12 protein-coding genes are annotated in these 13,353 nt (G+C 54.8%); 10 read left to right on the top strand and 2 right to left on the bottom strand.

What is annotated here, in order from left to right; all coding sequences use genetic code 11:
• The first annotated feature begins 437 nt into the window (after positions 1 to 437).
• From AC1931_RS10880 to AC1931_RS10850, 7 genes are all read left to right on the top strand, one after another.
• The gene (locus AC1931_RS10880) at positions 438 to 1,610 is read left to right on the top strand and encodes an ABC transporter substrate-binding protein (RefSeq protein WP_483877289.1); all 1,173 of its coding nucleotides are present in this window, start codon (positions 438 to 440) and stop codon (positions 1,608 to 1,610) included.
• Between the two features lie 26 nt (positions 1,611 to 1,636).
• Positions 1,637 to 2,551 carry a branched-chain amino acid ABC transporter permease gene (locus tag AC1931_RS10875; RefSeq protein ID WP_483877288.1) on the top strand — a complete coding sequence of 305 codons (915 nt, stop codon included), beginning with the start codon at positions 1,637 to 1,639 and terminating at the stop codon, positions 2,549 to 2,551.
• 37 nt (positions 2,552 to 2,588) lie between these two features.
• Positions 2,589 to 3,581: a branched-chain amino acid ABC transporter permease gene (locus AC1931_RS10870; protein ID WP_483877287.1), complete on the top strand. Its 993-nt coding sequence runs from the start codon at positions 2,589 to 2,591 to the stop codon at positions 3,579 to 3,581.
• Positions 3,574 to 4,329, top strand: coding sequence for an ABC transporter ATP-binding protein (locus AC1931_RS10865; protein ID WP_483877286.1), 756 nt, complete (start codon positions 3,574 to 3,576; stop codon positions 4,327 to 4,329). Before AC1931_RS10870 ends, AC1931_RS10865 begins: the two co-directional genes overlap by 8 nt.
• Positions 4,323 to 5,024 (top strand): ABC transporter ATP-binding protein, encoded by a 702-nt coding sequence (locus tag AC1931_RS10860; RefSeq protein ID WP_483877285.1) that lies wholly within the window; start codon positions 4,323 to 4,325, stop codon positions 5,022 to 5,024. The genes AC1931_RS10865 and AC1931_RS10860 overlap by 7 nt, the downstream gene beginning before the upstream one ends.
• Positions 5,025 to 5,147: 123 nt before the next feature.
• A complete protein-coding gene (locus AC1931_RS10855; RefSeq protein ID WP_483877284.1) occupies positions 5,148 to 6,053 on the top strand; it encodes an AEC family transporter in 906 nt (301 codons plus the stop codon).
• 26 nt (positions 6,054 to 6,079) lie between these two features.
• Positions 6,080 to 7,369: an MFS transporter gene (locus AC1931_RS10850; RefSeq protein ID WP_483877283.1), complete on the top strand. Its 1,290-nt coding sequence runs from the start codon at positions 6,080 to 6,082 to the stop codon at positions 7,367 to 7,369.
• Positions 7,370 to 7,447: 78 nt separating this feature from the next.
• On the opposite strand, the gene trhA is transcribed toward AC1931_RS10850, so the two are convergent.
• The gene (gene trhA, locus AC1931_RS10845; RefSeq protein WP_483877282.1) at positions 7,448 to 8,104 is read right to left on the bottom strand and encodes a PAQR family membrane homeostasis protein TrhA; all 657 of its coding nucleotides are present in this window, start codon (positions 8,102 to 8,104) and stop codon (positions 7,448 to 7,450) included.
• A 427-nt stretch (positions 8,105 to 8,531) separates the two neighbouring features.
• On the opposite strand from trhA, the gene AC1931_RS10840 reads away from it, so the two are divergent.
• The gene (locus AC1931_RS10840; protein ID WP_483877281.1) at positions 8,532 to 10,199 is read left to right on the top strand and encodes an AAA family ATPase; all 1,668 of its coding nucleotides are present in this window, start codon (positions 8,532 to 8,534) and stop codon (positions 10,197 to 10,199) included.
• Positions 10,200 to 10,201: 2 nt separating this feature from the next.
• Positions 10,202 to 10,951 carry a general secretion pathway protein GspB gene (locus AC1931_RS10835; RefSeq protein WP_483877280.1) on the top strand — a complete coding sequence of 250 codons (750 nt, stop codon included), beginning with the start codon at positions 10,202 to 10,204 and terminating at the stop codon, positions 10,949 to 10,951.
• Here the strand turns inward: AC1931_RS10835 and AC1931_RS10830 are convergent.
• Complete coding sequence (locus tag AC1931_RS10830) at positions 10,945 to 12,351, bottom strand: glycerate kinase type-2 family protein (protein ID WP_483877279.1); 1,407 nt, start codon at positions 12,349 to 12,351, stop codon at positions 10,945 to 10,947. The genes AC1931_RS10835 and AC1931_RS10830 overlap by 7 nt on opposite strands.
• Positions 12,352 to 12,477: 126 nt before the next feature.
• On the opposite strand from AC1931_RS10830, the gene AC1931_RS10825 reads away from it, so the two are divergent.
• Positions 12,478 to 13,350, top strand: a complete 873-nt coding sequence (locus AC1931_RS10825; RefSeq protein WP_483877278.1) for an ion transporter — start codon at positions 12,478 to 12,480, stop codon at positions 13,348 to 13,350.
• Positions 13,351 to 13,353: the final 3 nt, after the last annotated feature.

The following is a 13,353-nucleotide window of genomic DNA, read 5'->3' as shown; positions in this document are numbered from 1 at the left end:
TTTGACGTTAACGCAGAGGTGTCCGGAAGGGCACCGATCAACAAACAATGGAGAAACGCTGGCAATATAAATGAAATGGTATATTTGGTAAAGAGGTAATACCAATTATTTATTGTTGCTTTCCAGATCGGCATGTCCGGGGGACTATTGGGAAGTCAGGGTGAGTTCCTTGCGCCACCCCGGCCGGCGGATAGGCGCCCACGGTTGCGGGCCGACTTCAAAAAAGGTTGAGCCCACGTTTAAAAAATGAGGCTTTTTATCGTAAAAATAGCTCTCTTGTGCTATTTTGCCCTGTCTATCCATGGGTTTGCAGGAAATAAGCGCTGTTGTGGCAGTCTGCATGATCAATGGTGTTTTATTATGAGCGCTAAATAGAATTCCCTGAATTTAAAATTGTTTCGCTGGATCGGGTTAAACTTTTTGCCAAGGAGATAGAAATGAAAAAGACTTGCTTTGTCCTGCTCTGTATCGCCCTCATTGTACCGGCTGCCGCCTGGTCACTGGACCCGATCAAAATCGGCATGGTGACCACCCTTTCCACCAAAGCCGGTTATCTCGGGGAAGACGTTCGTGATGGTTTCAGTCTGGCCATGACCCAGGAAGGGGGTAAGTTAGGCGGCATTCCGATCGAGTTGATGGTTGAGGACGATGGTGGCGACCCAGGTAAAGCCAGGCAGATCGCTGATCGCTTTATGAAGCGTGACAAGGTCGGAATCATGACCGGAATCATCTTCTCCAACGTGGCGATTGCTGTGGTACCTAAAGTGGTTAGCAGCGACGTTATCTATATCAGTCCTAACGCCGGCCCGTCGCTTCTTGCCGGCAAAGGCTGCGATCCCAATTATTTCAATGTCGCCTATCAGAACGACAACCTGGATGAGGTGGTCGGTCAGTATGTCAGCGAAGCGGGCTTTAACAACGTTTATTTGCTTGCCCCGAATTATCCTGCCGGCAAAGATCACCTTGCCGGGTTCAAGCGCTACTATCAGGGGCAGATTGCCGGTGAGGTCTACACCAAACTCGGTCAATCCGATTACGCAGCCGAAATCGCCACCCTGCGTGCCAGCAATCCGGACGCGGTTTTCTTTTTTCTGCCGGGCGGCATGGGGATTAATTTTCTCAAGCAGTATGCCCAGTCTGGTCTTAACCAAACAATTCCGGTCTTCGGCCCGGCCTTTTCTTTTGACGAGCGGCTGCTGCAGGCCGTCGGTCCGGCAGCCCTCGGGGTTAAAAACGGTTCCCAGTGGAGCCATGACCTCGACAACCCTGCCAACCGTCAGTTTGTCGCCGCATTTCGTGAAGCTTACGGGCGTACACCGACGCTCTATGCCAGCCAGGGCTATGATGCCGCCCGTCTGATCGCCAGTGCCCTAAAAAAGGTTAACGGCGATATCACGCAATTAGCAGCATTGCGCTCAGCACTGCGGGCGGCTGACTTTGAATCGGTGCGCGGGAATTTTGCGTTTGCTGCCAACCAGCACCCGATTCAGAACCTCTATATTCGTGAAGTAGTGCAGGACGAATCCGGGAATTACACCAACAAAACCCTCAAGACCGTTTTCACTGACCACAGTAATGCCTATGTTAGTGAATGCACTATGAGCGACTGAAGAAATTAACTGATCCTGGCTGATGTATGCTTTTAGTTTTTGAACAACTGCTCAATGGTTTGCAACTTGGCGTCACCCTTTTCCTGCTCTCCGCCGGCCTGACCCTGGTCTTCGGCATTATGCAGGTTATCAACCTCGCCCATGGTTCGTTTTACATGATCGGCGCCTATGTCGCGGCCACGGTTACTGCCCAAACGGGTTCTTTCCTGCTTGGGCTGGCAGTCGCCCTGCCGGTTACCGCACTGGTCGGTATGCTGGTCGAAATGAGCATTTTGCGCCGTTTATACCAGAAGGAGCATGTTGATCAGGTCCTGGCAACGTTCGGATTGATCATGTTTTTCAACGAACTGACCCGCATTATCTGGGGGCGTCAGCCGCTGTTCATGGATGTTCCGGGCTGGTTGTCAGGCAGCATTGAGCTGATCCCCGGGATACCCTATCCGAGCTACCGCCTTGCCGTGATTGCGGTCGGACTGCTGGTTGCATTGTTCCTCTATCTGATGTTCGCCTATACCCGTGTCGGCATGCAGATTCGTGCCGGGGCCAGCAACCGCGAGATGGCGGCTGCTCTGGGGATCAACATCAAACGACTCTACACCCTGGTGTTCGGCCTTGGAACCCTGCTGGCCGGACTGGCCGGGGTGATGGCCGGGCCGATCCTTGCGGTCGAAGCGGGGATGGGGGAAAGCATCCTGATTCTCACTTTTGTGGTCATTGTCATTGGTGGCATCGGCTCGGTCCGAGGTGCTTTTGTCGGAGCTCTGCTGGTGGGTATGGTCGACACTCTGGGACGGGCTTTTTTGCCGTTGTTTTTTCGCTTGTTGTTTCCTGCCGCAACGGCAGATGGAGCTGCCGCCTCAATTGCTTCCATGTTGATCTACCTCCTCATGGCCGCGATTCTGATCTGGCGTCCGCGCGGCCTGTTGCCCGCACACTCCTGACAGGCTCCCCCCGACTCCACAAAACGAAAGATTCAAGATGCTCAGACCAACTCGAAAAGTGCTCCTGTTAATTTCCAGCACCCTGTTGCTGTTGCTACTGCCGCCGGTGCTGGGGTTGCTTGGCGAAGAGTATCTGATCTCACTGGCAAGCCGCATCCTGATCTATGCGCTGGTGGCGGTCAGCCTCGATCTGATGCTCGGGTTTGGTGGTATGGTGAGCCTGGGTCATGCTGCTTTTTTCGGTATCGGTGCCTACGTGGTAGCGATTTTTTCTCATCACAACTTCGATGGAACCCCCGTCCTTTCATGGCCTTTTGTCCTTCCCGGGCTGGACGCTGCGCTGGTGCTGTGGCCGCTGGCGATTCTGATTTCGGCACTGCTGGCGGCGATCATCGGCGCCTTGAGCCTGCGCACCAGCGGTATGCACTTCATCATGATCACCCTGGCATTTGCCCAGATGCTGTTCTTCTTTTTTGTTTCCCTGGAAGCCTATGGCGGCGATGATGGTCTCAGCCTGTTCGCGCGCAACCGCTTCCCCGGCCTGGATCTGGGCAATGACACGCATTTCTACTACCTTTGTCTCGCCTTGCTCGGAGTCTTTCTGCTGATCACGTATCGCCTGGTTTCGTCCCGCTTCGGCATGGTGATCCGGGGTAGCCGGAACAATGAAAAACGGATGCAGGCTCTTGGTTTTCCGACCTTTCGCTATAAACTGGCCTGTTTTGTTATCGCCGGGGCCGCCGCCGGGTTGGCGGGGGCACTGATTGCCAACCACACTGAGTATGTCAGCCCGGGGCTGATGCATTGGACCCACTCGGGAGTGATTCTGGTCATGGTTCTGCTGGGTGGCAGCGGCACCCTGTTCGGGCCGGTACTCGGGGCCGCGACCTTCCTGATTCTGGAAGAGGTGCTGGCGATCTACACCGAACACTGGATGCTTTATCTGGGGCCGGCGTTGATTCTGGTTGTCCTCTTTGCCCGCCATGGAATTTACGGTATTTTGATCGGCCGGGAGCGAAACCGTGTCTGAGCCCTTGCTGAAAATTGTCGAGCTGCGAAAACACTTCGGCGCTGTTAAGGCCTGCCATAACCTGTCTATGGACATCAGCGCGGGTGAGACCCATGCCCTGATCGGTCCGAATGGCGCAGGAAAAACCACCCTGCTGAACCTGTTGTCGGGAGATCTGCAGCCGGATGCCGGTCAGATCTTGTTCGACAACCGAGATATTACCCGGGTTCCCCTTTATCAGCGGGCCCACCTGGGGCTTGCACGTTCCTACCAGATCACCTCGGTTTTTTCGCAGCTCAGCGTTGAGGAAAATCTGCTCCTGGCGATACAGGCCCATAGTGGCCATAGTTTTCGCTTCTGGAAAAAGGCCGTAAGCGATCCTCAGCTGCGCCGTGAACTGGAGCCGGCGCTGGAGCGTGTCGGGCTTGAACAGCGTGCCCGCGTGCGCGCCGGAAGCCTGTCCCATGGCGAAAAAAAGCAGTTGGAAGTGGGCATGGCGCTTGCGTGTAACCCGCGTGTTCTGTTTCTCGACGAACCCATGGCCGGAATGGGCCCGGGCGGCAGTGTTGAGTTGGGCAAGCTGATCGGCAGATTAAAACAGCAGATGACGATTGTCCTGGTAGAGCACGACGTTGAGGCGATTTTCAGTCTCGCGGACCGGATTACGGTGCTGGTTTACGGTGAAATTGTCGCCACCGGGACGGCGGCTGAGATCCGTACCAGTGCGGCTGTCCGTGAAGCCTACCTGGGAGAGGAAGAAGCATGCTGAAGGTCGAAGGGATTGAAACTTTTTATGGAACCAGTCAGGCGCTGTTCGGCGTCAGCCTCGAGGTCGGTGACGGCGAGGTGGTCACCCTGCTCGGTCGCAACGGAATGGGCAAGAGCACAACCGTTAAATCAATTATGGGGATGACTCCGGTCAGCAGTGGCCGTATGAGCTTCAACAACGTTGACATTCACCGGTTACCCAGTTACGCAATTGCCCGGCTCGGGATCGGGCTGGTGCCGGAAGGCCGCCAGATCTTCCCCAACCTGACGGTGCGCGAAAACATTCTGGTCGCCGCCGCCAATCGCGGTGGTCGTAAAGAACCCTACACCTTTGATGAGGTGCTGGAGATATTTCCCCGTCTGGCTGAACGTCTCAATCATTACGGCGATCAGCTCTCCGGCGGAGAACAGCAGATGCTTGCTGTTATCAGGGCCCTGATGACCAATCCGAAGCTGATGATCCTGGATGAAGCAACCGAAGGCCTGGCGCCACTGGTGCGTAAGGAAATCTGGTACGGCCTGAGGGTTCTTAAAGAACGCGGGCAGGCGATCCTGGTGATCGACAAAAACCTGGATGCCTTGATGCAGCTGGCTGATCGACATTACATCATGGAAAAAGGGCAGGTGGTCTGGTCAGGGAAAACCGCCGACATTGTCAGCAACGAGAAGTTGAAAGCCCGCTACCTGGGAGTTTGATAGATGGATTTACGGAAAACCTGAGCCCGGCTGGGAAACAGAAACAACGCCTGTTTCTGTCCCGTCCGGAGCGGCAGCGGTAAATACCTTCAGCCAAATTGACGTCGGAAAGAAATATCCTTTATGGCGGATCTTTTTTTTGTTTTTGCGAACGTAACCTTACCGGTTTTTGGTATCGTGATCCTGGGCGCTCTGGTCGGGGGGCGCCTGCAATTGGAAGCGCGTACCCTGACCAGGGCGGCCTACTATGTGTTTGTTCCGGCCTTTATCTTTCATTCAATCAGCACGGCGCACATAGAGTTTTCCAGCGCATTATCGATGATCGGCTATATCGTGCTGGTGCACCTGATCGGTGTCACCATTGCTATTGTTCTGGGGCTGGCATTCAAGCGCTCGCGGGAGATGATTGCCGCCTTTGTGATGATTGCCTCTTTTGGCAATGTCGGTAACTATGGCCTGGCGCTGATTCGCTTTCGCCTGGGTGATGAAGCGATCGCTTCCGCCACAATTTTTTATGTTGCCATTACCATCAGTGCTTTTGTCATGTGTGTCGGCGCTGCGGGGTGGGCGCGGGGTGGAAAGCGCGGGGCCGTCTGGCAGGTGGTCAAGACCCCGGCACTGCTGGCCATGATTCCTGCCGTCCTGATTTCCTCAACAGACGTGCAAGTGCCTTTAATGGTGCAGCGAATGGTTGGTCTACTGGCTGAGGCGATGATTCCGGTCATGTTGTTTGCCCTCGGGCTGCAGATGCTTGAACAAAAAAAGCTCCAGTTCCATGCCGATGTCTTTCTCGGATCGGGCTTGCGGCTACTTCTGGTGCCCATCATCGCGGTGCTGGTGGCGCGTGGATTTTCTTTCGACTCAATTGAACAAACGGCCGGGATTCTCCAGGCCGCAATGCCGGCAGCCATTCTGGTCGCCATTATCGCCAAGGAGCATGATGTGGTGCCGGAATTTGTTACCTCGGTGGTAATTATCTCAACCTTGCTCAGTGCTGCGACCCTGACGGTCTGGATGGTCCTACTGTAGCTGCTAAACTTTTTTAAGGAGTTCGTGTGACATCACAGCGTTATGCTTCCCCGCTGCTGGGCTGGATCATGTGGGGCCTGGTTGCTAATCTTTATCTCGTCGGGTTTTTCCAGCGGGTAGCTCCGGCTGTCATGGTTGATGAATTGATGGCTGATTTTCAGATCGGTGCGGCGGTGCTGGGCAATCTGTCGGCCGCTTATTTTTATGCCTATGCCGCCATGCAGATTCCCAGTGGGATATTGGCTGATGCTATCGGTCCGCGGCGCCTGAGCACTTATGCTGCATTGATAGCGTCTCTGGGCATCTTCGCTTTTGCCTTGTCGCCTTATCTGTGGCTGGCTTATCTGGGTCGTTTCATGATCGGTGCATCGGTCGCAGTGGCCTTCGTTGCCTGTATGAAACTGGCCGGGCACTGGTTTCCGACCAATCGTTTCGCGACGATCACCGGAGTTGCCCTGCTTCTGGGTAATCTCGGCGGGATCCTTGCGGGGATTCCCCTGTCTGAAGCCATTGCCCTGTTCGGTTGGCGCTCTTCCATGTTTGCCAGCGGCTTGGTAACCCTTGCGGGCGCTTTGCTGATCTGGGTTGTCGTTCGCGATGATCCGAGCGAACGAGGCTACACCTCTTTTGCCTATGCTGCCACGGTCGATGAAAAAAAACTGTCCGCCGGGCAAGCTTTGAAAATGGTCGTGAAAAAGCGGGACACCTGGCTGCTGTTTTTTGCCGGTGGTCTCTCTGCCGCGCCCTTGCTCGTATTCGCCGGCCTCTGGGGCGTCCCCTATCTGACCCAGACATACGGGATGGAACGCTCTCAGGCCGCCGGGTTTACCTCGACCATGCTTCTTGCCTGGGCAATCGGCGGACCATCTTTGGGAGCTATCTCAGACCGGTTCAGACGCCGTAAATTGCCTTATCTGGCGGCAAATATCTGCGCGACTGTACTCTGGGGCGTTTTTCTGTTTGCGGACATCCCTCAACCACTGCTGTATCCGCTCTTTGCAGCGATGGGTTTTTTCTCGGGAGGGTTGATCGTCGGATTTGCTTTCGCACGCGAAGCCAATCATCCAGCCGTTGCCGGCACGGTGGGGGGGGTCGTCAATATGTCGATTCTTGGATTCGCTGCGTTATTGCAACCGCTGCTGGGCTTTATTCTCGATCGCCACTGGGATGGAACCCTCTTTGGTGGAACCCCAGGTTACAGTACAGAGGCCTATTTTTTTGCTTTTCTCTGGCTTTTTGGTTGTGTCTTGTTGTCTGCTCTGGCGTTGATTCCGGTTGCGGAAACCCACTGTCAAATGTCTACTGACGAGTTATAGCTGCGAAGGGGCACAACTCAACGGGGACAATCGAAATCGCTATCGGGAACGGCAAGAACGATTTCGATCCCGATCAGGTTAGCGTGGTAGCACATACAGCAGAACCGCAAAAAAGTGAAACGCGCTGCCTGCCAGGACAAACAGGTGCCAGATGGCGTGGTTATAGGGCAGGCGTTTCCAGCCGTAAAAAATCACGCCGCCGGTGTAAGCTATCCCGCCGGTGATCAGAAGGCGGATGCCGGCGGGATCAAGAGCTGTCAAGAGGGGCTTTATCGCTATCAGAATGATCCAGCCGAGGACAAGATAAAGGGTCAGGGAGAGTCCGCGCTTGTGCCCGAGGGGCGATACCTTGAGAATGATTCCTGTCAGGGCGATACCCCAGACCAGAGTAAATACTGACCAACCCCAGGGACCACGCAGGTTAACCAGCAAGAAGGGGGTGTAGGTGCCGGCAATCAGCAGGTAGATGGCGACATGGTCGAGTAGGCGCAGAGCCTCCTTGGCGCGGGGAGCGGTGACACAGTGATAAAGGGTTGACGTCATATACATCGTGATCAGAGTGGCACCAAAGATGGTGCTGCTGACGATGTGCCAGACACTGCCATGAGTGGCGGCAACGCTGACCAGTATAACCAGACCGGCCAGCGAGAGAAGGAGTCCGATCCCGTGGGTTATGCTGTTGGCGATCTCTTCTGCCAGGCTGTATCTTTTCGGATTTGATGATAGTTCATTCATCTGTCGCCTCAGTATCTGCTGTTATGCCAAGACTTAAGTATAGCATTAACGTAAAGGTCAAGCAGTATCCGAAGTTGCTGTTTTACAAAAGTATTACGTTCAGCCTGGTTTGCCCTTCATGACCTCTAAAGGTCGGTTAGTGACTTTTTGAAAAAAACTTTCAAAATCTTGTTGACAAGTATAACCAAAAAGGTTATAAATGTTTCAAATACATTTTGTTGTGGCAGGCAAAAGGTATTCCAAGTAGTACTCTCTCGTTACCTCCTTAGTGTGTCGCCCCGTGGTCCCCTCCTGATCACGGGGCATTTTTTTGTGGTATCCTCCTCCTGTTGTTAAACTCCGTTGTTTCAGCTGACCTGGGTTCGTTATTTGTGGTATATCCTGACTGTTATGCTTGTTATTGGCACAGTCGGGGCTTAGGGTAGTCATGTACAATGAATATTTCGGGTTCAAGGAAGATCCGTTTTCCATCGCGCCTGATCCACAATTTCTCTACATGAGCGAGAAACACCGCGAGGCTCTTGCTCATTTGATCTACGGGATGAAAGCCGACAGTGGCTTTGTGCTGCTTACCGGTGAAGTGGGCACCGGAAAAACTACGGTCTGTCGTTGTCTGCTGAATCAGATTCCAGATCATTCCGAGGTTGCTTTTATTCTCAATCCCAAGTTGTCGGTAGTCGAACTGCTGGCGACCATCTGCGACGAGCTGGGAATTGAGTACCCTTTTGGGACTGCCAGCATCAAGGTGTTTGTTGATCGCCTGAATTTATTTCTGCTTGATGCTTATAGCCGTAACAAAAGGACGATACTGATTATTGATGAGGCGCAGAATCTCAGTGTTGACGTGCTTGAACAGATTCGACTGCTGACAAACCTGGAAACCGACAAACGTAAACTGTTGCAGGTGATTCTCCTCGGCCAGCCGGAACTCAACCAGCTGTTGGAACGTCCCGAATTGCGCCAGTTAGCGCAGCGCGTTACCGCCCGATACCATCTCGAGCCGCTGTTATTGAACAATATTTCAGCCTATCTGGGCTATCGGTTGGCGAAAGCGGGGGTCGAACGCCCGCTTTTTACGCCGTCAGCTATCAAAAAACTTTATCGTTTAAGTGGTGGCGTACCGCGACTGATTAATCTGATCAGTGATCGTGCCCTGTTGGGCGCTTATGCCCTGGGGGAACATCAGGTCGGCCCAAAGGTGGTGGCGCAGGCTGCCAGGGAAATATTTGGTGCTGAACACCGGCCGGGAAGAACTGGCAAGTGGTTTTTTTCGGTCGTGCTGCTGTTGTTTGTGATTGTTGCGGTCGTTGTTGCCATGTTTCTTTTTTTGCCGGTACCCCAGCACCAAGAAACCCTGGCGCTGGGGCCCTCGGCTCCGGAAATAACCGATCTGACCGAGGCGCAGGGCGCCGACGCAAAGCTGCTGTCGACTGTAAGCCAGCTGCCACCGGAACAACCGGAAACAGTCCTGACTATTGCTGCCCCATCGCAGTTGACAGCTGATCAGAGTTACAGTCAGGCGATGCGGGCATTGTTGGCACTATGGGGTTATACAGATTTTTCTGATCAGATAACCTCAATCCTCCCTGCTGATGTGAACGGACTTGCCCTTCAAGAAGAAGAGGGAGGTCTGGCGCTGCTGCGCACGTTTAATCATCCGGCCATCCTGTCGTTGACCGATGCGTATGGTAATGACGGTTTTTATGCCCTGCTGACTGCTCTCGATGCCGCCAACGCGACCCTGGTTGTGGGGATGGATTTGCTGCGGGTTCCTGTTGCTGCCCTGCTGGATCAATGGGATGGCCGTTTCACCATGCTCTGGGAGCCTCCTCCGGGGTACGATGGCGTTCTGCGTTATGGCGATGAAGGGATAATCGTCTTCTGGCTTGAGCAGCAGTTAGCTGAGTTGACGGGTCGTGAGCCGCGCGCCGTGCGTGACTTGCGTTTCGATGATCAGTTGATGGCTGACGTGCGTCGTCTGCAGCGTCGCTATGGCCTGGTTCCTGACGGACTTGTAGGCCCTAATACCCTGATAGCGATGAATGCCCGCATGACAACAGAGCAGCCGCGTCTTGCCAATCAGCGGGAGCAATGAATATGTCATTTATTCTTGATGCCTTGAAAAAATCAGAACATAAGCGCCGAGCTCAGGCTGGTGAGGAGTCCGTTACTCTTTATCAGGGGAATGATAATAAAATCGCCAAGCGGCGGCAATCAATCATTGTCGTAATGATTTTTTTATTGCTGGGGATTTTTTTGCTGCTTGCTGTTCTGGTGTGGCAACGTCCCTGGATGGGACGGGATAGTTCGGAGCTACCTGTGGCGCCAGCCACCGATCCGCCCGCTACTGTGTCCGCACAGCAGGGTGGCGCCGCTAACAAACCGGCACCGGCGGCGCTAGTACAACCGCAGGTGGAGATCCCTGTTGAAGTGGTAGCACCACAAGAACAGGTTGAGCGCCCGGTGCAATCCCCCATCGATACTCCCCGGGGTCCCGATGCCGCTGGTCAAACCATGTCACCTGTCGTTACGCAATCAACCCCAACGGCGACTGAAGCTTTGCCCGGGGAGCCTGTTGCTGTGGTGGACGTCGAATTAGCTGAAGATCGCATCTACAGCATCAGCGACCTGCCGGTTGATGTGCGTCGTCGCCTGCCCGCGCTGCAGATGGCACTGCATGCCTACAATGCCGCAGATGCGGATGCCAGTCTGGTCCAGATCAATGGGCGTCTGGTGCGTGAAGGGGCTCAGATTGCGGAAAACCTCACTGTTGATGAGATTACCGGTGACGGGGCGATTCTGCGCAGTGGCATTTACCGCTTTCTGCTTCCCCGCCGTGGTCAGTGAACAAGGACCATCTGCAGATCACCGACATTGGTATTGGTGGGACCGCTGATCAGCAGGCCATCGATTCTTTTGAAAAAATGGTAGGAATCGTTGTCGGCCAGGTAGGATTCCATATCCATGGCAGCACCGCTGGCTCGTGACAGGATCTCTGCGTCGGCAAAAGCGCCGGCGGCGTCGGTGGGCCCGTCGTTGCCGTCGGTTGCTGCCGATAAAAAACAGACCTGTGCTTGCTGCTGATTGTCCCATCCGGCCAACTCCTGCAGGAATGCCAGCGCCAGCTCCTGATTGCGACCCCCTTTGCCGTTTCCTTGCAAGGTTACCACCGTTTCACCACCAAACAGCAGGCAGGCGGGTTTTTCCATGAACCAGTCACTGACCGCAACTTCGTGGGCAATCGTTGCCAGATAACGGGCGGCATTGCGTGCTTCACCGGTGATGGCGACGCTGCCCGACCGGGTGTGGTAGCCCAGTTGCCGGGCCTGTCGCTCCGCTGCCAGCAGGGCCTGGTGGTTGGTGCCGACGAGGATATTGGTGGCATATTCAAGGCAATGATCCCCTTCTTTAGGGGTTTCAGCCAGTTTACCGGCCACGCCATGTTCAAGCGCTGAGATAATACTGGCCGGAGTCCGGGAGCGGAGCTGGTAACGTTCGATGATGCTGAGGGCGTCGTTGAAGGTGGTCGGGTCCGCGCTGGTGAGACCGGAGGCGATGCTGCCGAGGTCGTCGCCGACCACATCAGACAGAATAAAATTCAGACTCCGGGCCGGCGCCGCCAGACGCAGAAAACGTCCGCCCTTGATGGCGGAGAGGTGCTTGCGAACGCAGTTAATCTCTTCAATCGGTGCGCCACAGCCCAGCAGCAGGCTGGTGAGTAGTTGTTTGTCGGCCAGGGAAACCGCCGCCACGCCGGCGGAAGATTCCAGGTCGAGGGGGTAGGGGAGTAGCGCCGACGCTCCCCCGGAAATGCAATTGATGATCAGGGTTGTTTCGTCAGCGGCTCTGACCAGCTCCGCCAACCGGTGCGCCGCCACCAATCCGCGCTGATCAGGGATTGGGTGGGCGGCTTCGAGGACCTCAGTGCGCTGCAACGGCTCGATATGCCCCTCTTTGACACAGATCAGCCCGGTGGTGATGCGCTCCCCCAGCAGTTCTTCGAATGCTCGCGCCATCGGGGCCGTTGCCTTGCCCGCTCCCAGCAGCAGAATACGGTCATACTGGGCCAGGTCAAGATCGAGTGCCAGCTCCTCGGTTTTAATCCGCAACAGCTCTCCGGACCGGCTGACCATGCTTTGGATCGCCTGGTAAGGATCGACTCGGTTGAGGGCGGCACGAAATATCTGCTGCAGATGCCGGCGACAGTGTTGTGGTTCCGGTATTAGTGAGGAGGGATTATTGGTCATGGTGATATATCCAGGCAGAGGGTTAGCGGGAATATCCATTTTCCGTTGAATTTTAGCCTGATTCCTGCTTTAAGTTCTATCGCCTCAGGGTAGTAACAATCAATGGTATTTTGTAACGGGTAAAAAATGACAACAAATCAAGCAACAAAGCAATTCATGGACTGGCGCATCCGTCTGTACTACTGGCTTGAGAGCCGCGTCATTCAGCGGTTGGTGATTGCCGTGATCCTGGTCAACGCGGTACTCCTCGGGCTGGAAACCGTACCAGCCATCAACGAACCCTATGGCCATCTGCTTTTTCAGCTTGATCGCCTGTGTCTGCTGGTCTTTGTCATTGAGCTGACGCTGGCGATTATTGCCATGGGACCACGGGGTTTTTTTCGCGAACCCTGGCGGGTGTTTGATTTTATCGTCGTCGGCATCGCCCTGGTGCCGGCAACCGGTGCTTTCAGTATTCTGCGCAGTTTGCGGGTGTTACGGGTGTTGCGTCTGATTTCAGCCTCACCGCGCATGCGGGTGGTGGTCTCAGCGCTGTTGGCGGCGATTCCCGGCATGAGCTCGATCGTTGCGCTCCTGCTGCTGGTTTTTTATGTGGCGGCAGTGATGAGCACCAAGCTGTTTGGTGCCGATTTTCCCGACTGGTTCGGTTCCATCAACGCTTCCATGTATACCCTGTTTCAGATCATGACCCTGGAAAGCTGGTCGATGGGGATTGTCCGTCCGGTGCTGGAAGTCTTTCCTTATGCCTGGCTGTTTTTTGTGCCGTTTATCATGCTGGCGACCTTTACCATGCTCAATCTGTTTATTGCCGTGATCGTTGATGCCATGCAAAGCCAGGCCCAGGTTGCGCAGAAAGAGCAGATGCGTGAGATCGAGGAACTGGCGGAGGAAAAGGAGCAGGAACTGCACCGGGATATCGACAGCCTGCGTGCGGAGATCCGTGAATTGAAAGCGATGCTCAAAGGCTCGGCCAACGCGCCCGCCCCTGCATCAGAATAACAG

The sequence above is a fragment of the Pelovirga sp. C15f genome (assembly GCF_057178085.1).
The sequence above is the reverse complement of the archived record's forward strand: the minus strand, read 5'-3'. Positions and strand labels throughout refer to the sequence as shown.

What these genes read in the sequence shown, in the direction of transcription:
- trhA (WP_483877282.1), bottom strand. Translation starts at nt 8,104, where the DNA reads ATGAATGAACTATCATCAAATCCGAAAAGATACAGCCTGGCAGAAGAG.
- AC1931_RS10835 (WP_483877280.1), top strand. Translation starts at nt 10,202, where the DNA reads ATGTCATTTATTCTTGATGCCTTGAAAAAATCAGAACATAAGCGCCGA.
- AC1931_RS10880 (WP_483877289.1), top strand. Translation starts at nt 438, where the DNA reads ATGAAAAAGACTTGCTTTGTCCTGCTCTGTATCGCCCTCATTGTACCG.
- AC1931_RS10875 (WP_483877288.1), top strand. Translation starts at nt 1,637, where the DNA reads ATGCTTTTAGTTTTTGAACAACTGCTCAATGGTTTGCAACTTGGCGTC.
- AC1931_RS10825 (WP_483877278.1), top strand. Translation starts at nt 12,478, where the DNA reads ATGACAACAAATCAAGCAACAAAGCAATTCATGGACTGGCGCATCCGT.
- AC1931_RS10840 (WP_483877281.1), top strand. Translation starts at nt 8,532, where the DNA reads ATGTACAATGAATATTTCGGGTTCAAGGAAGATCCGTTTTCCATCGCG.
- AC1931_RS10855 (WP_483877284.1), top strand. Translation starts at nt 5,148, where the DNA reads ATGGCGGATCTTTTTTTTGTTTTTGCGAACGTAACCTTACCGGTTTTT.
- AC1931_RS10830 (WP_483877279.1), bottom strand. Translation starts at nt 12,351, where the DNA reads ATGACCAATAATCCCTCCTCACTAATACCGGAACCACAACACTGTCGC.
- AC1931_RS10870 (WP_483877287.1), top strand. Translation starts at nt 2,589, where the DNA reads ATGCTCAGACCAACTCGAAAAGTGCTCCTGTTAATTTCCAGCACCCTG.
- AC1931_RS10860 (WP_483877285.1), top strand. Translation starts at nt 4,323, where the DNA reads ATGCTGAAGGTCGAAGGGATTGAAACTTTTTATGGAACCAGTCAGGCG.